Genomic DNA, 24,460 nt, shown 5'->3' with positions numbered 1-24,460 from the left:
GAAGCAACGAATTTTCGTAAATATTACGAAACCTTTACAATTATAATTTATTTACATAGTGGTCTATTTATTTCTCTTTAAGGAGTCAGAAATCATGAAAAATTATCACGTTTATCAAGTCGATGCCTTCACAAAAACTAAGTTAGCTGGCAACCCTGCTGGAGTAGTCACAAACGCTGATGGATTAACCGAAAAACAAATGCAACAAATTGCTCGGGAAATGAATAACTCGGAAACTGCCTTTATTCTTCCCTCAACGACTGACGAAGCTGACATTCGAATTCGTTTTTTCACACCTACAACTGAAGTCCCAATCTGCGGTCATGCCACGATTGGCGCTAATTTTGCTTGGGCGGTCGAAAATAATTTACCATCACAAACTATCGTTCAAGAAACTGGTGCGGGCAACCTTCCAATTGATATTTTGAAAACTGGCGATACTTATCAAATCACTATGACTCAAGGTCAAATATCGGTTGATGAACCTTTAGCTGCTGAAATCCAATTACGTATTCTCAAGGCCTTGGGAATTTCTGAACAACAACGCAATCTTAAATTTCCAATGGCAATTGCCTCAACCGGTGCAGCCAAAGTCATGATCGCAGTCGATAATCAACAGACACTCGACAATTTAACTCCTGATTTAGAAGCACTAAAAGCTATCACGCCAGACATTAATTGCAACGGATATTACGTCTTTTTCGCCACACCAGATAAAAAAGAATTGATACACGGCCGCATGTTTTCACCAGCCAGCGGTATCAACGAAGATCCCGTAACTGGCAATGCCAACGGACCTTTGGGTGCTTACCTCATCAAATATAATTTAGTCGAAACACACGGCGATACCTTTGAATTTTCAATCGTTCAAGGTGAAAAAATAAAAAGACCCGGAACCATGTTGGTTCGAGTCCATCTGGATCACGGTCAACCGGTTAAAATTCAGATTGTCGGTGATGCAGTGATTGCCTTTTATACTAATATTTATTTATAATTTATATCTTCAATATCAAACAAGACAGGCAATCCCAAATCGGATTCCTGTCTTATTTTTTCAATAATTAAATATTTTTACATTCAATTATTAACGATTAATTAGTCGGAAGAGCTGGGAGTATTCATATTTAGAATACTCTAGCCGGAGACCGACAATAATGTAGTCCGCTGTGAAGGTGGCGTTAGAGCTTTAGCTCTTACACCACGGGGCGAGTTTTGAAATTCGCGTACTTTGCGAAGTTCAAAATCGAGGTTCGAGACCGCACTTTGGCTCGGACCGGTCCCCATAGCGCAGAACTACATTATTGTCGGTCTCTGGCGGAACCTTTTACTTGTGATATGTTCGATGATTAATAATCATGAATGAACGATAGATTTGTTCAGTCAATACCAAACGCATCAATTGATGTGGCAACGTAAACTTACCAAAACAGATGCTGTAATCAGCCCGTTTAGTAACTTCGGGGCTAACTCCTAATGATCCACCAATTACAAAAGTGATATCAGAAGTTCCATATGTGGATAAGTCATCGATTTTTTTGGCCATTTCCTCAGAAGTGAGTTCTTTTCCACGTAAATCGAGCAAAATCACATATTCCTTATCCTTAATTTTGCCTAATATTCGTTCTCCTTCGATTTGTTTCACTTTGAGATCCTGAGCTTCACTCAAACTTTCAGGAGCTTTTTCATCCGGACACTCAACAATTTGAAACTTACAAAAGGCGCCTAAACGCTTGGCATACTCTGCTATACCAGCTTTGAAGTACTTTTCTTTTAACTTTCCAACGGTAACAATTTTAATATTCATAGCAAAATCTCCTCGTTATTTATCATACGAAATTATCGTTTAATTTCCAAATTAATTTTCAAAATACGAATTATCATGAGTTTTTATTTGTGCACAGAAAAATAAAAGTTTGTCTGTTTTTGTGTAACACTTATCATTCCTGAAATATCGGCCATTATACTAGCAACTGGAGATATTTTTGAAAAGATATACACAGCTGTGGGTAATTTTGTGGATAACTTTTCTACAACGGTTTTTCTTAATTTTTGGCACTTATACACAAGTTATTAACATCTGTGGATAACTCCTGTTTATTAGTTTTCTGAAAAGTCGAAATAAATATCCAAAATGTACATTAAAGTTCAAAAAAAAGCGTGAAACCCTGATTGTACGGTTTCACGCTTTTTGAACTCTATATTTTACGACTATAGCTTAACGTCTAATTTAAATATATTTCTTAGATGGAGGGTACAAGTGATTTTTGCCTGCAATGGAGGTGGCGTTATGGCTTTAGCCATTACACCACGGGACGAGTTTGGAGACTTGCCGAACTCTGGCAAGGCTTCAAATCGAGGTGCGAGACCTTGGCTCGCACCGGTCCCCATAGCGGCAAAAGATCACTTGTACCCGGAGACGACCATTATTCGGTTGTTTGCTTTGTTAAGTGAACCTTGGCTGTATTCAATTTACCATTTCTGTAATATTGAATACTTACAGTATCACCAACTGAATGTGAATATAAGGCTGTATGCAAGTCTGCAACGGACGTTACGGTCTTGTCACCCAATTTCACGATTACATCGTACTTCTTCATACCAGCGGCTTTAGCGACTGATCCTGAGGTTGTACTGTAAACAACGACACCTTTAGTTACGCTGCTTGGCAACTTCAAGCTTGATTGTGAATCATCAGTAATTTGATCAAGGTCCAAGACTTTGATACCGAGTGATGGACGTTCAACTTTACCATTGGCAACTAATTGATTGATAATCTTAACCACTTCGTTACTTGGAATAGCGAAGCCCATCCCTTCAACTGAAGAACCATCGGTGCTTGAAGCCAATTTCATTGAGTTAATACCAACGATTTGACCAGCTGCATTAACTAACGGACCACCTGAATTACCGGGATTAATTGCGGCATCAGTTTGTAAAACAGTTGCCTGTCCGGTTGCTTGTCCAGTATTTTGGTCTTGAGTTGTCACAGTTCTGTTGGTAGCTGAAATGATACCTTGAGTAACTGTCGTTGCGTATTCACTACCTAATGGCGAACCAATAGCAATTACAGGGTCACCGGGTGAAACGTTGTCTGAGTTACCAAATGAAGCTGTAGCGGGCACTTTACTGCCAGGAATCTCCAAGACAGCCAAGTCAGTTGCTGTATCAGTACCAACTAATTTAGCAGCTACTTTAGTCCCGTCTTCCAAAATGATTTCTAGTGAATCAGAACCAGAAACAACGTGGTTGTTAGTTACGATATAACCTTTACCATTTTGTTTAGCATAGATTACACCGGAACCTTCACTGTACTCTTGCAATTTACTGTTATTTGAAGAATTGGAGTTGGAATCGCCACTGTTGCCATTCTCATCAGCTTGGCCTTGAGCATCATCTGATGAAGAGCTGTCTGACGAAGAACCACTATCTCCAAACAAATCACCAAAAATGGATGAAATACTGCCATCACCAGAACTCTGTTCCTTTTGTTTCTGCAAGTTGATAACGGAAACGACAGCTCCATTAACTTTCTTGTAAGCTCCAGACATTGAACTGGATGTATTTACCTTCGTATTGCTAACTTGAGTTGTTCCGGCGGTATTGCCGACACTAGCTGTATCGGAAGAGTTATTGCCGAAATATGTGAATCCTGCAAAAGCAATTACCACACCTAAAGCGGCGGAGATAAATGCTACAATTCCCGTCTTAAGCAAAGAACCATTCCCAGAATTCTTAGTGGAACCACGCTTCTTTTCTTCTACTCTTGATTCAGATTTGTCGTTATTGTCATTATTCATACATTTTCACTTCCCCACATATTTACTAATGCATCGTGCTAGTTAATAGGTCCTTTTTAATATTAAATATGCTTATTATCATTTACAACAAAAAGAACTAGTCGGAAGATCTGATAGTATTTACTCGCAGTGGAAGTGGTGTTAGAGCTTTAGCTCTTACACCACCGGGCGTGTTTGGAGACTTACCGTTTTTTGGTAAGGCTTCAAACCGAGGTTCGAGACCGCTCTTTGGCTCGGACCGGTCCGCACAGCAGGGGAATACTATCAGATCTGGAGACGGCATCAACTATACACCCCACATTCATTAATTCTAATATACCGTTGAAATATGAAAAATTTATGAACGACTTATGATTAAATTGTTCACTTTTTACAATGCAATCAACGGATCTGCCACTGCTGGGTCGGTATCGTTGATTTTAAAGTCATGACCCACACCAAAATCGTGGTCTTCCAAAACTTGAGTAACCTCTTGTCTGGCAGCCGCTTTGGTGTTGTTTTCGTGGCTCAAATGTCCCAAGAAAATCTGTTTAGTATTATTACCGATAACGTCCATCAACGTTCTGGCACCATCTTCATTTGATAAGTGACCTTTTTCGCTGAGAATTCGTTGTTTCAAAGGCCATGGATAGATACCTTCACGCAACATTTCAACATCGTGGTTGCATTCCATCAAATAACCATCGGCATTCTCGATTGTCTTTTGAACTCGATCAGACACGTAGCCTGTATCAGTTAAGATAACAAACTCCTTGCCATTGTGATAAAACTTATAGAATTGAGGATCGACCGCATCGTGAGAAACGGCAAAACTTTCGACATCCAAATCATCTAAAGACATAACTTTGTTGTGATTGAAGATATTTATCTGGTCCTCAGAAACCTTACCAATCTTTGGCAACATGGCTTCCCAAGTCTTTTCGTTAGCATAGACACTTAATCCATAGCGACGGGCCAAAACGCCGACACCTTGAATATGGTCAGTATGTTCATGAGTCACAAAGAGGGAATCGACTTTCGTAATATCCTTACCGATGCTATCCATAGCACGTTTAATTTTGATACCAGACAATCCGGCATCGACTAAGACACGGCGCTTGGGCGTTTCGATATAAGTGGCATTTCCAGAACTGCTGCTGGCTAAGACACTGATTTTTAAACTATCATCATTGGGCACTGTAATTATCTCCGTTTGTTGAACTCTTTATAATATTGCCTGTAAAGGCATTAACTTTCTTTGTTGCTGAAACTTTACTATCTTTATTCTTAATCGTTACGAACCAAACCGGAATATAAATGGTACTATCCTTGGCTTCCAACAATTTCGTATAGGCTAAGTTAGCGTATGAAATTTTAGAATTGTTAGGGATTTCCGAATTGGCATACAAATTAGTAATGACATCTTTCTCACTCTTGATTGGTTGCTTTTCATGCAAGACAATCAACTTCTTGACATAAGTCTGAGTATAACCTACCACTTCGTCATCGGAAATAGAAAAGATTAGCTGAGCTGTTTTATCATAAACGTCACCTAACGAACCAGTTTCAATGTAAACCATTTGGGAATTAGTTGAAAGTTGGGGTGCATATTTATAATGCTTCCCAAACAAAATATTGCTTTCTTTTTTAACAAAATTGTTCATAACTGTTTTTCTATTGGCATCTGTCACGGCAATAGGATCATCCAAAGTACTTGAAACCATGTGATTAACATCTTCATAGTTAATCTTTTGGTCACGTAATTTTTGGAGATTTTGAGCCAATGATTCATCTGGCTGCGATCCTAAATAATAGGCATTGCCACTCTTGGTATCCAAACTGCCAAAACTGATATTACGTTTACGCATTTCGGTCACGGTCGAAGTGTTGGTACTAGTACTGCTGACCAGTTGCTGACTGTTGCGGAATGACAAGAACAAAAAGATATCTAGTGAGAAAAAAACTATTAGGAATATAACTTCAATTCTTCTAAAATCCATTTAATCTTCCTCCGCACTTTCATTTGTCCACTCATCGTATGACTTCCAATGACTATCGATTTTAACATAATAAGTAGGTTTCAAATCGACAACTTTCTCATTGTCAGCCTCAGCTTCCCACTGATAACCAACTTCAATATCTTCCACATCGTTAGGAGAATAACCAGCTCGTTGTAAGCCTTTAAAGATGGCATTCGTTGACTTCAATTTAGTGGCTGCTTGGTTAGATGGCACAGGAACTTCGAGAACTTTATTCAAGAAATGCTCGGTACTGCCCTTACGACTAAATTTGATACGAATCGAACCAAACTGGCTCTTTTTAAAGATTGGGAAACCTTCAACATATTCGCGGAAAACCAAATCTTTGTCATCCCAATTAGCACTGTAAAGACGCAAGTTAGAGATAGAATTTTGAAGATTAGTAATCTTTTGATAGCCTCGTTGCAAAAATGCCAACTGCGTTTTTGGAACAGACGTATCAGTATAATCTTCAAAAGTTAACTCATCGGTATTGTGATCAGAAATTAAACGTTTCGATTCTCCGTAATTATATGTATATACGCCATTATCTTCCGAAGTTACTAAACCATTCGTATTGGAATCAAACAAAGCAGTCGTGTATTCGCCGTCTTGTTTACCACTGATGACATATGAGTATGTCTTCAACTTGATAGGATCAACGTAAAACGTGAAGACACCATGTTTCATAATATTCAAACGAACTTTTAAGTTAATATTTGCTTTCTTAACTAGCTTCTTTAATGGTACCGATGAAGCATTCTTCAACTTGGCTTTATAAACGGCATAATTATTGTCATTAGCCAAATAAATATTAGGGTCTTTCTTATCCTTTAAATTAACCAAAATACGATTGAATTGATTAGACTTATCATTTTTCAAACTATCATTGTTCAACAAGTAACCAAAAGTATTGATGGAAATTGCGGTTGGATAGACCATCTGCAACATATTCTTACCCTGAATAATCTTTTGGTAATAAGCTCCATCCTTTGAAGAAACTTGTTTAGGTTCGCTAATCTTCCAATCCTGCATAACTTTTTGGATACTTAGTGAAATGTTTTCATTACTGTTATAAATCAAATGTTGATCATCTTCATCGTGCCAAATTACCGAAGTCGGACTGATAACTTGGTTCATCGGAATTTCATTCTTATTTGATTCAGCGGACGTCACATCAATGTTTCTGCCTCGTTGATAGCGCGCAGTATTAGTCCAGATGAAGAAGGATAGGACAATACTGGTAATCACTGCCACGGCTAAAAATACCTGGACAATTAATCGACTAAACTTCATCCCATTCTCCTCCTGTCTCGTTAGGATCAAATGGCAAGGAAATGTAGAATGTTGATCCCTTACCTTCAGCACTGTTGACCCAGATTCTACCCTTATGTTGCTCAACAATTTCTTTCGAAATGGATAGACCTAGTCCGGTACCACCTTGTTTTCTAGAACGTGCTTTATCAACACGATAGAAACGTTCAAAGACTTTCTTAATATCCTTTCTAGGAATACCAAGGCCTTCATCGGAAATACTAATAATAATATGTTTATTAGTCTCCAACAAACGACAAGTTATGACACCCCCATCTGGTGAATACTTGATGGCATTATTCATAATATTATCGATAACTTGGGTCATCTTATCAGTATCAATTTCGACCCAAAGGTCCTTGCTGGTGAAAATACGCTTGATACGATAGTTTTTAACAACTTTCGTATCATCTTCTTTAGCATCAGCCTTTTCCTTTTTCAACATCATATCAAAACGATCCAAAATGTATGAGAAAAATTCATTGAAGTTAACTAACTCTTTATCAAGTTTCGAACGACCTTGATCCATTCGTGACAAACTCAAGAGATCCTTAATCATTCGAATCATTCGGTCAGTTTCTTCAGCTGTAACGCCCAAGAACTGTGGTGCCAACTTCTGATCTTTCCAAGCACCGTTGTTCAAAGCATCAATATAACTACTGATACTTGTCAAAGGTGTTCTCAACTCATGCGAAACATTGGAAACGAATTGACGACGTTCGCTATCGATTTTTTGTTGTTCAGTGACATCATGTAGAACACAAACCATACCACTGATAAAGCCACTATTTCTTTGAATCAACGAGAAATCAGCGTTTAAAATCAACGAATTATCATCAGTTTCATCGTAATCATCATTGTTATCGTTCGTTTCAATAACCATTGGGTCAGGGTTTTCCAGCAAGTCATCAAAACTTGTCCGATCCTTGATACCCAAAACTTCTACTAATGGTTGACCGATAGCTTCATCTTCATCTTTTTCCAAAAATTCTTGAGCCATTTCGTTGATAACAGTAATATTTCCCAAACGATTTGTGGCGATAACACCATCTGACATTTGGGTCAAAACACTGTCCAGCCTTCGTCGCTCAGACTCCGAGTTCTCGGTGGCCTCTTCGACTTTAACCGACAAATCATTAACAGCCATCGCCAATTGTCCCAACTCATCAGGAGAGTAAACACGAACTTGTCCGGAATAATCTCCCTCAGCCATTCTGACCGCCTGCTGCTTCATTTCATCAATAGGTCGAGTAATTGCTCGTGAAATGAAAATGGCAATCGTGGCACCCAATAAGCCGGCTACTAAGGACGCTGTTAGGAAAATCAGAATAATACTGTTGATACCGGTATAAACTGATTCCATGCTGGCACGAACATAAATAGCTCCGACAACCGTACTATTATCCGGTGAAGTTACTGGTACGATTGACTCGTAAGAACTACCATTTTGTTTTTCATAGTAAATTTGGGTAATTTTTTTATCAGTTCGAATACTTTGTTTGATGTTATCTTTCAAAGTCTGCGTTCCGACAATATTGGCACCATCCGAATCCTTGGCACCCACGATAATGCCGCTACGATCAATTACTTGTACGTCGGTAATATCGGTGCTGACACGTGAATAATCTTGAATCGCATTTCCGATATTTTCACGGGTATGTTGATCATTATCCGTTAAATTTTCCGAAATTTGATTAATTGTATAAGCCGGCACCTGAACGGAAGTTTCAAAATTAGCAACATTTTGATCCTCCAGCTGACGCACAAAATAGGCCCCAATGATTTCAATTGTGACGATTAAAATTAAAATAAAAGACAATCCGATTTTGAAGTTAATCGAATGTAAAAAGACAAATCTATTTTTCAAAATATTTCCACCTAAATTGTACAGACTTATGTATATTATACAGCTTCCAGATTAAATGTGCCGTATCCAGAGCTGAGAGTATTAACCTGCTATGCGGACCGGTCCGAGCCAAAGAGCGGTCTCGAACCTCGGTTTCCTACGATTAGTCAAGTGAGAATCAGGAAAATGAGAGTATTCTAAACAGTACTTCATAACTTATGACTTTAAAATTATGAAGGTAAGAGTTAGTATTTGGAATAGAGATACTAGAGTGTCTCTATGGACCTTGAGTCCGTATATGCATAAGCATATTTAGTCTTGTTTCTAATCATGGAGAACAGACATTTCAGTGTCTTGTTCATGCAAGCCACTGTGGCAACCTTGTCCCTTTTAGGGACGGGTTGCCTTTTTAGTTTGTAGTAATAGTCCACGATGTGATTAGGTGCAGCTGCTTGTTGCTTTATCATATTTCTGACAGTGAGGAATAGAATCTCTCTTGCTTTGGGATTTCCACGTTTATTTATGTGATCTTTTCTGAGATACTGACCAGATTGGTACCTAATAAGGTCAATCCCAACGTAAGCATTCAATTGATTAGAAGTATCAAATCTGGCGAAATCTCCGATTTCACCCAGTAACATGGCAGCTGTTAATTCACCAATGCCTGGCATTGAAGCAATAATTTCAAATTCGGGTAATGTTTTTCCGAGTTGAATCATTTGTTTTCTAAGTTTTCTTTTTTCAATAGTGAGGTCTTTTAATTTACGTGCATAATATTTAACTTCTTGCACTTGAACATTATCTACACGTACTGCTGGAGAGCTATTCTTAGCAAAGACTATTAACTTTTCAGCATACTCCAGTGCTTTATCACTGGAGATTTTTTTATCGGTCTTACTCATCAAAATATTCTTTAATTTTGTCCTAGAAATACCAGACACTAAATCAGGATGCGGAAAAAGACTAACCAAATTTAAAGATAGAATAGATGTCTTATTAGTAAACAGTTGTTCCATTTCTGGAAACGTCTGTTGTAACTCGTTATGTAATTCAACTTTATTGAATTTACGAGAGTCTTCGACTCTCTCGTAAAATCTACACCATTCTCTAAGATCTAGATATTTAGGATTTTGAAATGCCATCAACCGATAACTATTATCATAGGCGCTAAGAGCTATCTTATGCGCATCTTTATTATCGGTTTTAACACGACGCAAATTCTCTGTCTTGAGGTGTAATTCAAGAGGATTTAACAAAGCATAGGGTATCTTATTATCCCTGCAAAATCTTTCTATGGGGCGAGAGTATATACCCGTAGCCTCAAAATAAAAAGTTGGATTATTAGCACGTTTAACGGTTTCGCTTAGTTTGGCGAAACCTAGTTTATTATGTTCAAAATCAAATTCTTTCACGCAGTTACCATCGCTGTAATGCACACAATAACTGTGTCCTTTGGACACATCTAAAGCAATTATATCTGACATATTTTTCCTTTCTAAAGCTATCCGTATCAACATTTCGAATCTCATTTCCTAAACACGAACTCGAAGTCCCACAACCTAAAACCTGATTAAAGAAATGAAGATAACGGAGATCATTTTTTAATACGGACTCGAAGTCCCGAGGTTCATGCACGATCTTAGCTTTGTCTCCAGTGTACAAAAAAAGTTCTAAGAGAAGAAATTGATCTTCCCTCAGAACTAATCTTAGGTTGTTTTGAAGCCTTACCAAAAACCGGTAAGTCTCCAAACACGCCCGGTGGTGTAATGGCTGAAGCCATAACGCCACACCCACAGCTGGTTAATACTCTCAGCTCTTCCTACTAATTTATTCTATTTCATCAACGTCTATTTCTATTTTAATTATTTTTCTTTCCAAATTTAAGTTACTAATAAAAAAAACTGACTCGCATTTTCTGCTAATCAGTTTTTTTAGAATTTCTATTTGAAATTTACGAGGGATATCCATCAGAGCCTAAAATCAAAATTCAATACCTGCCCTCACAGCAGAAGAATACTTTCAGCTATGAAGACGGAACTACCTACTCACTATCTGGGTCTCTTAAATAGTAACCAACGCCACGTCTTGTCATTAACCATTCTGGTTGACTTGGATTGTTTTCAATCTTTTCACGTAAACGTCTAACGGTAACGTCAACTGTTCTGACATCACCAAAATAATCGTAGCCCCATACTGTTTGAAGCAAGTGTTCACGTTTCATTACTTGTCCAATATGTTGAGCTAGATAATGTAACAATTCGAACTCACGATGAGTTAATTCAATTTCCTTACCGTTTTTTGTGACAGTATAAGCATCGGGAAGAATAGTTAAATCACCAATTTTAATCTCACTAGTTTTAGTATCTTCACTGCGAGCGTGTGTTTGGGTTCTTAACCGTGCCTTAACACGGGCAACTAATTCCCGATTAGAGAATGGCTTAGTGACATAATCATCTGCCCCAAGTTCTAGGCCAATAACCTTATCAATTTCGGTATCCTTGGCCGTTAACATAATAATTGGAGTATCTTTAGTTTTTCTGATAGTTCTTGCTACTTCAAGACCGTCAATAACCGGAAGCATTAGATCAAGCAAAATAAGGTCTGGATCATCCTCATCAACTTTATCCAAAGCTTCTTGTCCATCAAAAGCAGTTATGACTTCGTAGCCTTCATTTTCCAAATTATATTTAACAATGTCGGAAATTGGTTTTTCATCATCTACTACTAGAATTTTTTTAGCCATATAATTTATCTCCTTGACGTGAATATTATACAAGTTATTAGTTATTAAAACAAAAGCACCATAAGATTGAGAGTTTATTGGCGTATTCCGTTTCAAGAGCTGAGAGTATTCATCTGCTGCGTGGCACGGTCCGAGCCAAAGAACGGTCTCGGGCCTCGGTTGAAGCCTTTCCCGAAACCGGAAAGTCTCCAACACGTCCGGTGGTGTAATTGCTAAAGCAATAACGCCACTTTCGCTGCGGATGAATACTCTCAGCTCTTCCAACTAATTTATTTTTTATAGTATGAATAACTACATAGATTTTTACTATTTCAAATGAATGGTACTATTGATAATTTATTACAACCAAAATCTTACAAAATAGGTTATTTTAAACACTCATCTTTCAACCTTAATAAAGCCACCTTAAAGCTACGTTAAATTTTTTGAATTTTTTTCAAAAAAAAGCTTGTCATAAATTTGGAGCTTATGGTATGATATATCTCGTTGGTTGAGAGAGATACGCAATCAACTACAGATACATGGGTGGTTAGCTCAGCTGGCAGAGCAACGGACTCTTAATCCGTGGGTCTGGGGTTCGATCCCCCAACCACCCATAAATGCGATTATCGCTTAACCGATTATGATGAAAATCATGATCGGTTTTTTAGTGTCTACAATTGTTTCCAGCAAGTAGTTATCTTAACATCTTTGGATTGCCTAGTACAATAATTTGAATTAAGAACTGGCTTATATCCACAATGACTTTTTACATGATCTCAATAATAAGAGAAAATATTAATCTTAAGCAACCTGCTTTTATTGATATCTAGAAAAAAATATTTGGTAGATAATAATAATCGATAGTAAGTTAATGACGGTGGCTTATATCGAAAGAAGTGATGCTTATGGTTTTTTACACATGAGTTCCTACATTTCGAGGAAAGGAGGTTGCTCTTTTTGTCTGTTTTTGACGCTATGAGCTTGATGTTAACTTTCGGCATATTTTTGATTGCCTTGCTAACATACATTCATAACGACAAAAAGTGAACAAAAAAATAACCGTCTTAAACTTTAGCTGAGTTTACGGTTATCTTAGTTACACTATAAAATAATTAGTAGCTACCGTCTTAACGGGCTATCGAGTTTCACAGGAAAAGGGATGCTGAGAACATCTCTTTTTTTGTTGCTGAAAATGTCAAACCTTCTTATATTGTAAGGAGATTCAAATCACAAATTCATTATAACAAGGGGGATTAAAAAGTCCAGTCAACTGGCCTAATATTAAACATCCTAAAAATTCATATTTATAATGTGCCTTTTAATCTAAACAGATCAAGCGTTGAATCTTAATATCATAATCTTCAATTTCCCAATCTGCTGTGTCAAAATGCATTGATGATGGGACCAAAGCCACGGTTTTACCAGGATATTTTGCCAAGAAACGGTCATAATAACCACCACCAAAGCCAACTCGATAATTAGAATCTTCAGCGAAAGCTAATCCCGGAACAATGACTAAATCAGGTGTCTGATTGACCAAATCCTCATTATAAACTGGTTCGAGTATGCCATAATCACTTCTTACCAAATCATCGCTATTTGTGAATGGTAGAAATGCCATTTGGCGATGTGGCATCGTTTTTGGTAGATAAACTTCCTTACCCTCTGCTTGAGCAGCCTCAATTATTGGTGTCGTGGGAACTTCGATAAGCGAACTGACCGTTGTTGCAATAGTCTTTGCATTCTTCCACTCAGGAGTCTCCTGTAATCTTTTCAGTAACTGTAATCCCTCAGTGCGAGTCAGTGCCTTATTTTTATGCAATTTCTTAGTCTGTTGTTTACGTAATTCCTTCTTATCGATAAGCTTGCCCTCCAAACCCGTTATTTACTATCTAATAGTTTACAGTTAAGTCATCCAAAGTTAAAACTGATATGCCTGATAATACCAAAAAGATTGAAGTCTTTGATGTGACTTCAATCTTTTTTATTTGCTAGAATCAGTATCTTCAAATCCATTTAGTGTAGTTGCCAAATGCTGTAGATTTTTAAGTAAATCGTCTTTCTCACTATCAGACCAATCATCAAGCGCCTTACTAATATTGTTCATTCTAGTTTTGTCCAAAACTTCTTTTAATTTCTTACCATCTGCCGACAACTCAATCGAACGAACTCGAGCATCTTTAGAACCATCTTTTGTCTTTACCAAGCCCTTTTTCTCAAGTTTATCAATTTGGCGGCTGACACTGGAGTGACTTTTGCCCAACATATTAGCCAATTCACTGACATTTGTAGGTTGCTCCCGACCAATCGTGGCAAAAAGTTGAAATGACGTTGTTTCTAAATCAACACCGGCATCTTTAATGAAGGCTTTGTCTCGATCGGTTCGATTAAAGAATGAAACAATCGTTATCAAAGCTTTAATTAATTCATTTTCCATTATTTCACCGTTACAACCGCACGTGGTGTCAACGGTACCTTCCAAGCTTCATCGATATCTGATAAATCAAAATTATTAGTCGTCATAGTTATTTTCTCCTTTGCGGCCCATTGAAAGACCCCATTGATGGCTGAAATCAATTGTGACATAGTTGCACTTTTTACACCACTACCCAAAATTTCAATCGCTGAAGAGCGTAAAACTGCTGATGGTAAAGCAATATCAGTTTGTCCGGCCGATGCTCCAATACTTACGAAGCGAGTAACATTGTGACCACTAAACATAGCGACAGCCTTCATAATAGCAAGAGCACTGTCACCCCATAAATAATCGAGCACAACATCAACGCCAGATTGCATCTGTTTTGCCAAATCAGCGGTTAATTTATCTGCCCCGCCTTCAGAATTCATATCAAAAGCTACCATTTCATCAGCGCCTAATTTGCTTAACTTTTCACTATTACGACCAGTCACGATAACTTTCTTAGCTCCCAAGTGATAAGCAATCTTGACTGCTAAACTGCCGGCTGTTCCAGTGGCTCCGTTAATCAAAACAGTCTGACCGGCTTCAAAATGGGCTCGACTTACCAAGGCTGCCCACGAAGACATCCCTGGATTGGCAATAGCTGCTGCCGTAACATCATCGATTCCATCGGGTAATGGCAAAATTAAATGTTCATCGATCAAAGTTTTCTCAGCTAACGAACCATAAGGAGCATTGGTAGCTAGAAAATAAACTCTTTTACCATTCAAAACTCCAACGCCATCAGTTCCAGCAACATTTGGATAAATTGTATCGGCTGAATAATGTCGACCCATGGCACGCATTTTCGTTAAATTGCTCAAAGCAGATGCTTTCACATCAACAATTACATTACCTTCCTTTAATTTTGGTTCCTCAAAATTTTCATAAATTGGTGCTTTTCTTTTCTCAGTTACAATTGCTGCTTTCATAATTTACTACCTCTTTTTTTAAAGTTATTTTATTTTTATATTTATGTGCGTTTTGCACTTAATTAAATTAACACGATTAGGTGCATTATGCAACTAATTTCAATTTAATTGCTCCAAATCCTGCCTTTACCGATAAATAAAAAAAGAGCCCAATAATATCAGGTTCTCCTTTGATTAAACTAATCCACTTTCTCCACCTACAACATAATCCTAAATTAATATGAAAGGTTCTCAAGAAAAATTATTTTTCTTGATTTTAGAATTGCTAGCATTCGGGATTCCATTGTATTATTTTGCTGTATTATTCAACCATTTAAAAAAAATATATATTTCCTCATTATGCCTATCGATCATTGGACTACAGGCTGAACTAACGAAAACCATAAAAACTCCGAAGGAAGTGTCTATTATGCAAACTATTCTGTTTTTTACCTCTTTTGTTTTAATAAATCTTGGACTTTTAATCGAGTATTTGTTCAACTCAAAATATTCTGCAGTTTATGAAAAAGAGGTTGGGTCGCTTATTAAACACAAAGACCCAATTGATTCTTTGAAAGACATCGCAAATTTAAAGACAAATTCACCCAACATGGAAATAGGTAAACGTCATCCGTACTTAGAAACTTTTATCCTATCCGCTCTGTGTATCACTAATTTATTTTTATTAGTTCATTCCATACATTCAACTGTTCAGTCCAATCAACTAATTCTTGTAGCACTCGCAAATATTGGCTTTTTTATTTACTCTTTGGGCGCATCATACGACCTTAACCAAAAAGCTAAATCTCTAAAAAAAGCAACATTCAAATTCTAAGCAACCTTATACAATTACTTACGCATGGTGCCAGTTGATAACCTACTACAAATATTCCATATCTTAAAACCGCTTAAATACTTTTATATTCAACTAATACCGATTAATTAGTCGGAAGAGCTGGGAAATATTTGTGTGCCGTGGTAGTGGTAAGGCTTCAAACCGAGGTCCGAGACCGTACTTTGGCTCGGGCCGTTCCGCACAGCTTGAAAATATTTCCCAGCTCTGGAGACGGCATACTTAACTAGCTCCACACGTAATTACTTATCGTCTTTAAACAAAAATGCCTCAATAATCTAAACAGACTATCAAGGCAGTTTATTTTTAATAATTTTCTGAGATTTTAAAAATTGATTATATATCAAGGCTAATGAAAATGCCCCAGTTACTTTAGAGTTTCATATACATCAGCAGCGACAACATATTCGTCAGTTGCGACACGTAAATACCCTGTGCCACCAGTACTGGAGAATTCATCGGTATACCACTTAGTGTTTGGAGCTAAAGCACGATCAGTAATAAGTTGGCCGTTGACATCATATAGTGGAGTTGGATTACCAGGTCCCGTTGTCACAACGCCACTAATTGCTTTGAAAAAGCCAGCCTCATAAAGACGGACGTCTGTAGCGCTAACGTATTCGCCCAAACCAACACGATAATAAGTACCACTGGCGACATTATTTATCTGATCAATTTTCCAAATTGAACCATCGGGCAAATTTTTTCCAATTGGTGATCCAGCAGCGTCATAAAGTGCTGCGCCATAATCTGAAGTTACCACGACACCATCATAATTTCCGGGAGATTGAACACCGTAGCCACTAAATCCAGCTTTCATCTCGTAACGAACATCGGAAGCTTTAACATATTCGTCAGCACCAATGCCATAATACGAGCCATCATAGAGTGTATTTTCCAAATTAGTCTGCCACCGTGAATTCATTGGTAAATACTTGCCAGTTGGAATTCCGTAAGCATTATAAATTTGTGCACCAGTGTCTCTAACCGTTACAACCGAGGTAGCAAGTGCCGTGTAGCCGTAATAGTTATCATCAGCTTTGGCAGTTGCCGCGCCAGAAATGGCAGTCGCTCCAACACTTAGTGCTAATAATGAAGAAAATAATAAACCTTGTGTAAATCTCTTCATAATAAACTCATCTTCTTTAAGAAAATCAATAACAAATTCTGTTATCAGCTTGTATATTAGCAAGGTTTTATGGTTTGGGTATTAATTAACGCTAGTCATTTAGTATATGGAACCGTCTCCGGTAATCAGTAATGTAAGCTTGCTTACTAAAATTATTTATACAACTAAAAATGCTCCAACATAACTTTGCATTTTAAACAAAATTATATTGGAGCACTCATGAGTATTTTACAACTCTATACCGGATATTTAAGTTTCCTCGTCTGGTACGGTTGGACCGATAACTAATGATTCAGCCATCAATATTTCGTTATACAATTCAAAAACTGAGTTTTGATACTTAACTTCACTCTGTGAAATCATATCCAGATACTGTCGTTCCTGACTGAAAGCATTCATAAATGCTCTCATTTCCAATTCTTTTTCCGAACCAGTAAATTCAGGATGTTTGACGACATTTATCCATTCTTTAACAAAATCACTAGTCCTTGTTCGTTGTTTTTGAGCCATCAAATCAAAGATAACTGATTTTTTAACATTTTCGGGCAAATACATTTTATTGACCGCTTCAACAGCTTTATGAACCATGTTAGTCCTGATTTCAGCCACCTCAGCGATAACTTCCTCATTGGGCATTTTTCGTTTCAGAATAAACTGGAATACAATTGTCGGCACTATCAAACTCAATATAATCAAGACACTTTCAGACATCAAAACTAAATTAAAGTCGGCAGTTTTAACATGATATTCTGCCAATGTATATGCTAAAGCTAGAGTTACCGCTCCATGCACACCTCCCAAAGCGAAAATCCAACTGGACCGTCGACTGAGTTTCAGCCTAATTCGTCCGTACACACATCTAGCTAGCACGTTAACAATATACAGAACACCACCGATAAGCAGCCATTTTATGGAACTAACGGTGAAACGCTCTTCAGACATAATTTTGGTAAACATGAATCCCAATACTACGAAAACGACACTATTAAATATTTCCGTAATCATGCTCTTCATATCGTCGCCCAAGTGAACCTGTGGCGCATTCGTCAGTCGACTTCGTTGTGCTTCCGCATTGGAAACCAGTCCTGCACAGACGACGGCGATAATACCAGAAATATGTATTCCCTCAGCCAAGTAATATAGGACAAATGGTTCAACAATATACAATAAAATTTGAGCATTCTGTGAATTATAGGATGTACGAACTAAACTTTGTCGGAATAAAACCATGATCCAAGAAAAAATAAAACCAACTATCACTCCACCGACCGCTGAAATCAAAAAATCAACAATCGTTTCACTATAATTGATGTATCCATTGACGTACCACAAAGTTGCCATATTTAACAAAATGATTCCGGTAGCGTCATTAAATAAAGACTCCATTTTTAAGAAAGTCCCTTCATCTCCCGGCATTTTGAGCCCGTTGGTGACAGACTCCATGGCTGTAGCATCGGTTGGCGTGCTGATAGCTGCTAGGATAAAAGCTAGTGGCAAACTAACCCCAGCGGCTATCCAAACTCCAAATCCTGCAAAAAGCATACATATAATAACTAGAGCAACTGTCATTTGAACAATATGCTTTAACTCTTTTCCTACTGAATTGAGATGCGTTGCCTGTCCCTCAAAAAATAACAACGGCGCCACAATAACTCCAATAAAAATTTCAGAATTAAACTCACCAATACGACTGCCCAAGCTGGGAACCAAAAAGATTCCTGCTCCAAGAATCATACTGATGTAACTGACCGATATCTTCTGAAAAATCTGTGCCAGAAAAATACTTATTACAGCAGTCAACATCAGGATAAATGTTGAAATCATCAGACCCATTGCAATCCCTCCCTCAATTGTTTAAAAGACCAATATCCCTCTAAATTTTTACCAACATAAATATAGCACATTACGACGAAAATCCCCGCTCTTAACTAGCGCCACACGTTAATTATTGGAATAAAAATACAGTAAAACAAATAGGAGCACCATCACGCTTGAAATAATCAAGTGTAACGGTGCTCCTACTCTCTTATAACTAAATAACACATGGTGCTGATTGATGTCTAAAACTGCTTAAATGCTTTCCCATTCAACTAATAACGATTAATTAATCAAAATAGTCAAAAATCCCAAAATTTTTCACTTTTGGCATTATTATTTCAATTTGTTTCACATGGAACATATGGTATTTTCACATCACAAAAACACTATATATGGTATTGGAATATTAATTGATATAATTACTTATTTCTTTGATGTCATTTGGAGTTGTTCGGCAACATCCACCAATCAACTTGGCACCTGCTTCAAGCCACTCTGGCACTAAGTCAGAAAAGGTGTCTGCTTGGGGATTTGCCTGCCAAGTTTTAGTAACTGGATCGTAAATATCACCATTATTAGGATAAACAATAATTGGTTTATCAGTCACTTGATTAACATTACGGACAATTTCATGGATATTCTCTAAAGTTGTACAGTTAACGCCAATCGCCGAAATCTGGTCAGCACCGTTAAAGTATTTCACTGCTTCAGACAAAGATGTTCCATCGCACAAAGTTGAATCATCTTTAACACTGAAAGTTAACCAAGCCTGTTGCTTTGGAAATTTATCCATTAACAGGTCAACTAAAGCATTGGCTTCATCAAAATTGGGCTGAGTTTCAAACGCAAATAAGTCGACTCCAGCGTGATCCAGTAATTCCATTCTCGAATAATGAAACTCCTGATACTCTGATTTGCTCAAATTATAATCACCGGTGTACTCGCTGCCATCAGCCAAATATGCACCGTAAGGTCCAACACTACCAGCGACTAAAGGATGTGGTGCCCGTTTTTGACGAACATCTTTAGGCAAAGAATCGAAATAATTGCTACGGGCTTTCTTAGCTAATTCCACAGCTTTAATTATTAAATTTTCACTTTCAGACTCACTAAATCCTAATTCCATAAATTTTGAAACATTAGCCTGATAAGTATTGGTTGTGGCAACATCTGCCCCATTTTGGAAATAACTTTCGTGAACAGCTGTTATTGCTTCGGGATTTTCAATTAAAGCCTTGGCTGACCAAAGATCACTGTCAGTATTAATACCACGTTTTTCTAATTCAGTGGCCATGGCACCGTCGACTACTAGCCCTTTTCTGTTCTTCAAATCTGCTGCAATCAAATCGCTCAAATTGTTACCTCCTATGCTCTAACGTAACTTGCCTTCTATAATAATGTAGTTTATCATAAAAATTAAACTTTTTTAATCTTATTCTAATTTATCTTGCTACATAAGGTGTCTACCTATGGAAAATAATAACAATACCCACATTAAATTGAAAAGAAATATGGAATCTCGTCACTTGTTCATGATTTCCCTTGGAGGAGTCATTGGAACGGGTCTCTTTTTGAGCTCAGGTTATACGATTCACGAAGCCGGTCCAATTGGCACAATTTTAGCCTATGGAATCGGAGCAATTGTCGTTTATCTAGTCATGCTTTGTCTGGGTGAATTATCCGTTGCGATGCCAGAAACTGGCTCTTTTCACGTTTACGCTGACAAATATATAGGGCCGGGAACTGGTTTCACCGTTGCTATCCTTTATTGGTTAACGTGGACGGTCGCATTAGGGTCAGAATTTACGGCAGCTGGATTGATTATGCAGCAGTGGTTTCCACATTCTCCGACTTGGATTTGGAGCGCTCTATTCATGGCTGTCATCTTTATTTCCAACGCTTTATCCGTTAGATTTTTCGCCGAAACTGAGTTCTGGTTCTCCAGTATTAAAGTTATCGCCATTATTTTATTCATCGTGATTGGGTTTTTAGCAATCTTTGGTGTCATTCATATCAAAGGTACTACCCAAGCACCAATGTTTACCAACTTATTCAAAGATGGACTCTTTCCCAACGGATTTAAAGCCGTCTTTACGACCATGTTGACTGTTAACTTTGCCTTTTCTGGAACCGAGTTAATTGGTGTGACAGCGGGTGAAACAAAGGATCCAAGCAAGAACATCCCTAGAGCAATCCACACTACTTTACTAAGATTAATCATCTTTTTCATCGGCAGTATCGTGGTCATGTCTGCCTTAATTCCATGGCAAAAAGCTGGTGTTAATCAAAGCCCCTTCGTGCTTGTGTTCAAAAGTATTGGCTTTCCTTTCGCCGGAGATTTAATGAATTTTGTTGTCCTCACTGCCATACTTTCCGCCGCCAATTCGGGATTATACGCATCGACCAGAATGTTATGGTCACTCGCACACGAAGGCATGATTCCACTAAAATATGCCAAAACTAACTCTCGAGGTGTCCCAATGACTGCCCTATGTTTGAGTATGATTGGTGGAGTTTTAGCGTTAGTTTCCAGTGTTGTCGCCGCTTCAACCGTTTATTTAGTCCTAGTTTCAATCTCTGGTTTAGCTGTGGTAATTGTCTGGATGGCAATTGCTTTATCGGAAATCAACTTTCGTAAAAGCTTTCTAAAATCCGGTCACAAAGTAGACGAATTGAAATTCAAAACTCCATGGTATCCGTTCGTGCCTTGGGCCGCATTTATCATGAGCCTTCTATCATGCGTTCTAATCATATTCGACCCCAACCAACGTTCCGCCCTCTTCTACATGATTCCTTTTTTGATACTCTGCTATGCAGTTTATTATGGAAAAGAATATCTCAAGAAGCGCCACGCAAAAATTTCCAACGATTAATTTAGCTTTTCAGTCACAAGATTTGTTCTTAGCTGAATAAAAAGGTTTAATATAAAGGTATAGGCACTAAATTTGGGAGAGATTGACACTATGAACAAGAAAACAGATCTTAACGAAGAAAGTCCATTAACAAAAGTTATTGATGATGTTTCAGAGGGTATTAATGATGCTGGAACTGTTTTCAATTCTGAAGAAACACCAGAAATTGAAGATAGCACTAGTAAAGAAGCGGTCCGTTATTTACTTTGGGGATTACTTTCAGTTGTTGTAAACTTTGGAACATTCTTCATTTTGTACCACGCAATGCACCTCAATTATCAGTTTGCCAATATCGTCGCTTGGTTCCTCGGCGTACAAGTCGGATTCTGGGTTGACCGAATTATCGTCTTCCGCCACAAATCCAACACTGCATTTAGAGAAATGTTAGCCTTTTACGGTACAAGAATCTTAACATTCTTAATAGAAACAGCCACACTATGGGTCGGAATTTCCGTACTAAGCGCCAATGGTACAGGTTCAAAGATTGTGGGACAGATTTTGGCAATTGTTGGTAATTATGTATTGTCGAAGTTCTTTATATTTAAGAATAAAAAGTAGAGAGCGGAGCAGGCCTGGGAATTTCTGAGCATTTGCATGACTTCACGAATTGTCCGCGTACTTTGCGGATGATTTGGGAAGTTAGGCAAAGCGGAAGAAATTGGCCTGTGTAGCTCGTTTCAGAGCCACCGCATATATACATATACACATATAATCTTATACATAATAAAAAAGAGACCTCCTTTAGGAAGTCTCTTTTTACTATGCAATTTCAACATCACTAGAAATTTTAGCTTTATTCAAAAGTACTGAACTTGTCACAACTGACAATGAACTGAATGCCATAGCCAATCCCGCCAATTCAGGGCTGAGCGTCAATCCAATAGCGTAGAAAATCCCAGCAGCAACAGGAATTCCCAAGACGTTATAAACAAATGCCCAGAACAAATTCAATTTAATACGGTTGAATGTCTTTCGACTCAATTCCAAAGCTTTCGCAACATCACGCAAGTCATTCTTCATCAAGACGATTCCACCAGATTCAATCGCAATATCCGTTCCTGAACCCATGGCAATTCCGACGTCAGCCATTGTTAAAGCAGGCGCATCATTGATACCGTCACCGACAAAGGCAACTTTTCCATTCTTCTGCAACGCTTCAACATGATCAGCCTTATCACCAGGTAAAACGTCCGCAATAACTTCGTCAATACCAACTTCTTGAGCAATTGCTTGGGCAACACGTTTGTTATCACCCGTCAACATAACAGTTCTCAAACCACGTGCTTTCAAAGTGGCAATAGCTGACTTAGATGTTTCTTTCGGAGCATCTTGAATAGCAATCAAACCAATAATTGTTTGATCCATTCCGACAAAGACAACTGTCTTAGCTTCATTTTGCAAACGAATCATTTGTTCATTCAATTCAGAATCAATTTTAATATCATTTAATAATTTATCATTTCCGACAAAGGCTTGCTGTCCATCGATTGTGGCAGAAACTCCCTTACCTTCAATAGCTTGGAAATCACTAACTGTTGAAGCTTCAATCTTATCCGAATTAGCTTTGTCCAAAATGGCAGTAGCTAATGGATGTTCAGAAGATTCTTCAAGCGCAGCCGCAATACTCAAAACTTGCTTCTTATCGCCGACAATATCAGTTACCTCAGGCTTACCTTTAGTAATTGTTCCAGTTTTATCAAAGACAACTGTCTTAACATCGTTTACTTCTTCAAGAACTTCACCGTTTTTGATCAAGATACCCATTTTAGCACCACGACCAGTTCCAACCATTAAAGCAGTTGGAGTCGCTAAACCTAACGCACATGGACAAGCAATGACCACTACTGATACTGCAAAAATTAAGGCATTAGCTACGGTAGCACCAAGGAAAACGTACCAAACTAAGAATGTTAAAATCGATAAACTCAAAACTACCGGAACAAAGATTTCCGATACTTTATCGGTTAAATTTTGAATTGGGGCATGACTGTTTTGAGCCTTTTTAACCAATTCAACAATTTGCGAAAGCATTGTATCTGAACCAACCTTTTCAGCTTTGAACATAAAAGTTCCGTTGCTGTTCATAGTTGAACCGATAACTTTATCACCAATATTTTTGGCAACTGGCATACTCTCACCGGTAACCATCGATTCGTCAACAGTTGAGCTACCCTCAGTGATTTCACCATCAACGGCAATCTTTTGGCCCGGTTTAACTCGAAGAACGTCACCGACCACAATTTCTGATAGAGGTACTTTAACAATTTGACCATTACGCATAACTTCCGCATCTTTGGCCTGTAAATCAACTAACTCTTCAATCGCATTGGAAGCATTGTTCCGCATTCTTTCCTCGAAAACTTGTCCCAACAAAACGAATGTGACAACAAAGGCTGCACTTTCGAAGAAGACTGGTTGATGAGTAATCATTGCGTAAATACTGTAAATATAGGCTGTGACCGTCCCAATAGCGACCAAAGTATCCATATTTGAATGGTGCTTTTTAAATGATGCCCAGGCACTATCAACGAATGGACGAGCTGCAACCGCCATCACGATAGTTGTTAGGACAAACTGAATCCATTCGCTGCCCGGAACCATAATTCCAAAAGGCATCAAAATCATCCCAATTAACATCGGAATTGAAAAAATTAATGAAATCCAAAAACGTTTTGTAATCGTCATACTTAACCCTCCTCA

At 38.0% G+C, this 24,460-nt stretch carries 20 protein-coding genes and 1 tRNA gene; 6 read left to right on the top strand and 15 right to left on the bottom strand.

Annotated features, from left to right (window positions below; genetic code table 11):
- Nucleotides 1–94 precede the first annotated feature (94 nt).
- Nucleotides 95–994, top strand: a complete 900-nt coding sequence (locus tag JP39_RS00485; protein WP_041499183.1) for a PhzF family isomerase — start codon at nucleotides 95–97, stop codon at nucleotides 992–994.
- 330 nt (nucleotides 995–1,324) lie between these two features.
- Here JP39_RS00485 and rlmH read toward each other — a convergent pair whose 3' ends face one another.
- From rlmH to yycF, 8 genes are all read right to left on the bottom strand, one after another.
- Entirely contained in the window at nucleotides 1,325–1,804 is a 480-nt protein-coding gene (gene rlmH, locus JP39_RS00480; RefSeq protein WP_041499182.1) for a 23S rRNA (pseudouridine(1915)-N(3))-methyltransferase RlmH, read from the bottom strand.
- A 619-nt stretch (nucleotides 1,805–2,423) separates the two neighbouring features.
- Nucleotides 2,424–3,797 carry a S1C family serine protease gene (locus tag JP39_RS00475; protein ID WP_041499181.1) on the bottom strand — a complete coding sequence of 458 codons (1,374 nt, stop codon included), beginning with the start codon at nucleotides 3,795–3,797 and terminating at the stop codon, nucleotides 2,424–2,426.
- Nucleotides 3,798–4,167: 370 nt separating this feature from the next.
- Nucleotides 4,168–4,974, bottom strand: a complete 807-nt coding sequence (locus JP39_RS00470) for an MBL fold metallo-hydrolase (protein ID WP_041499179.1) — start codon at nucleotides 4,972–4,974, stop codon at nucleotides 4,168–4,170.
- A complete protein-coding gene (locus tag JP39_RS00465) occupies nucleotides 4,964–5,776 on the bottom strand; it encodes a two-component system regulatory protein YycI (RefSeq protein ID WP_041499178.1) in 813 nt (270 codons plus the stop codon). The genes JP39_RS00470 and JP39_RS00465 overlap by 11 nt, the downstream gene beginning before the upstream one ends.
- Nucleotides 5,777–7,090 carry a YycH family regulatory protein gene (locus JP39_RS00460; protein WP_041499176.1) on the bottom strand — a complete coding sequence of 438 codons (1,314 nt, stop codon included), beginning with the start codon at nucleotides 7,088–7,090 and terminating at the stop codon, nucleotides 5,777–5,779.
- Complete coding sequence (gene walK / locus JP39_RS00455; protein WP_041499174.1) at nucleotides 7,080–8,975, bottom strand: cell wall metabolism sensor histidine kinase WalK; 1,896 nt, start codon at nucleotides 8,973–8,975, stop codon at nucleotides 7,080–7,082. The genes JP39_RS00460 and walK overlap by 11 nt, the downstream gene beginning before the upstream one ends.
- Nucleotides 8,976–9,220: 245 nt before the next feature.
- Nucleotides 9,221–10,438 (bottom strand): IS110 family RNA-guided transposase, encoded by a 1,218-nt coding sequence (locus JP39_RS00450; RefSeq protein WP_041501566.1) that lies wholly within the window; start codon nucleotides 10,436–10,438, stop codon nucleotides 9,221–9,223.
- A 557-nt stretch (nucleotides 10,439–10,995) separates the two neighbouring features.
- Entirely contained in the window at nucleotides 10,996–11,697 is a 702-nt protein-coding gene (gene yycF / locus JP39_RS00445) for a response regulator YycF (RefSeq protein ID WP_041501435.1), read from the bottom strand.
- A 523-nt stretch (nucleotides 11,698–12,220) separates the two neighbouring features.
- Here yycF and JP39_RS00440 point away from each other — a divergent pair.
- Together JP39_RS00440 and JP39_RS12430 are read left to right on the top strand one after the other, a co-directional pair.
- Nucleotides 12,221–12,293, top strand: a tRNA-Lys gene (locus JP39_RS00440).
- A 343-nt stretch (nucleotides 12,294–12,636) separates the two neighbouring features.
- Nucleotides 12,637–12,726 carry a putative holin-like toxin gene (locus tag JP39_RS12430; RefSeq protein WP_169751858.1) on the top strand — a complete coding sequence of 30 codons (90 nt, stop codon included), beginning with the start codon at nucleotides 12,637–12,639 and terminating at the stop codon, nucleotides 12,724–12,726.
- 271 nt (nucleotides 12,727–12,997) lie between these two features.
- Here the strand turns inward: JP39_RS12430 and JP39_RS00435 are convergent, their stop codons facing one another.
- The 3 genes from JP39_RS00435 to JP39_RS00425 all read right to left on the bottom strand — a co-directional run bounded on the left by JP39_RS00435 (nucleotide 12,998) and on the right by JP39_RS00425 (nucleotide 15,069).
- Complete coding sequence (locus JP39_RS00435; RefSeq protein WP_245626339.1) at nucleotides 12,998–13,555, bottom strand: 5-formyltetrahydrofolate cyclo-ligase; 558 nt, start codon at nucleotides 13,553–13,555, stop codon at nucleotides 12,998–13,000.
- Between the two features lie 108 nt (nucleotides 13,556–13,663).
- Nucleotides 13,664–14,116 (bottom strand): MarR family winged helix-turn-helix transcriptional regulator, encoded by a 453-nt coding sequence (locus JP39_RS00430; protein WP_048699219.1) that lies wholly within the window; start codon nucleotides 14,114–14,116, stop codon nucleotides 13,664–13,666.
- Entirely contained in the window at nucleotides 14,116–15,069 is a 954-nt protein-coding gene (locus tag JP39_RS00425; protein ID WP_041501436.1) for a quinone oxidoreductase family protein, read from the bottom strand. Before JP39_RS00425 ends, JP39_RS00430 begins: the two co-directional genes overlap by 1 nt.
- A 409-nt stretch (nucleotides 15,070–15,478) precedes the next feature.
- On the opposite strand from JP39_RS00425, the gene JP39_RS00420 reads away from it, so the two are divergent.
- Nucleotides 15,479–15,883, top strand: coding sequence for a hypothetical protein (locus JP39_RS00420; RefSeq protein WP_041501437.1), 405 nt, complete (start codon nucleotides 15,479–15,481; stop codon nucleotides 15,881–15,883).
- A 385-nt stretch (nucleotides 15,884–16,268) separates the two neighbouring features.
- On the opposite strand, the gene JP39_RS00415 is transcribed toward JP39_RS00420, so the two are convergent.
- The 3 genes from JP39_RS00415 to mmuM all read right to left on the bottom strand — a co-directional run bounded on the left by JP39_RS00415 (nucleotide 16,269) and on the right by mmuM (nucleotide 20,202).
- The gene (locus JP39_RS00415; RefSeq protein WP_041501438.1) at nucleotides 16,269–17,030 is read right to left on the bottom strand and encodes an SLAP domain-containing protein; all 762 of its coding nucleotides are present in this window, start codon (nucleotides 17,028–17,030) and stop codon (nucleotides 16,269–16,271) included.
- Nucleotides 17,031–17,279: 249 nt separating this feature from the next.
- Nucleotides 17,280–18,863: a cation:proton antiporter gene (locus JP39_RS00410; RefSeq protein ID WP_041501439.1), complete on the bottom strand. Its 1,584-nt coding sequence runs from the start codon at nucleotides 18,861–18,863 to the stop codon at nucleotides 17,280–17,282.
- Nucleotides 18,864–19,254: 391 nt separating this feature from the next.
- On the bottom strand, nucleotides 19,255–20,202 hold the full coding sequence (mmuM, locus tag JP39_RS00405) for a homocysteine S-methyltransferase (protein ID WP_041501440.1): 948 nt from the start codon (nucleotides 20,200–20,202) through the stop codon (nucleotides 19,255–19,257).
- A 115-nt stretch (nucleotides 20,203–20,317) separates the two neighbouring features.
- Between mmuM and JP39_RS00400 the strand changes: the two genes are divergently transcribed.
- Nucleotides 20,318–21,721 (top strand): amino acid permease, encoded by a 1,404-nt coding sequence (locus tag JP39_RS00400; RefSeq protein WP_041501441.1) that lies wholly within the window; start codon nucleotides 20,318–20,320, stop codon nucleotides 21,719–21,721.
- Between the two features lie 90 nt (nucleotides 21,722–21,811).
- Nucleotides 21,812–22,318, top strand: coding sequence for a GtrA family protein (locus JP39_RS00395; protein WP_041501442.1), 507 nt, complete (start codon nucleotides 21,812–21,814; stop codon nucleotides 22,316–22,318).
- 201 nt (nucleotides 22,319–22,519) lie between these two features.
- Here JP39_RS00395 and JP39_RS00390 read toward each other — a convergent pair whose 3' ends face one another.
- Nucleotides 22,520–24,445: a copper-translocating P-type ATPase gene (locus JP39_RS00390; RefSeq protein ID WP_041501443.1), complete on the bottom strand. Its 1,926-nt coding sequence runs from the start codon at nucleotides 24,443–24,445 to the stop codon at nucleotides 22,520–22,522.
- Nucleotides 24,446–24,460: the final 15 nt, after the last annotated feature.

It is taken from the genome of Companilactobacillus heilongjiangensis (assembly GCF_000831645.3).
GTDB classification, from domain to species: domain Bacteria; phylum Bacillota; class Bacilli; order Lactobacillales; family Lactobacillaceae; genus Companilactobacillus; species Companilactobacillus heilongjiangensis.
This window is presented reverse-complemented; position numbering and strand designations above follow the sequence as displayed.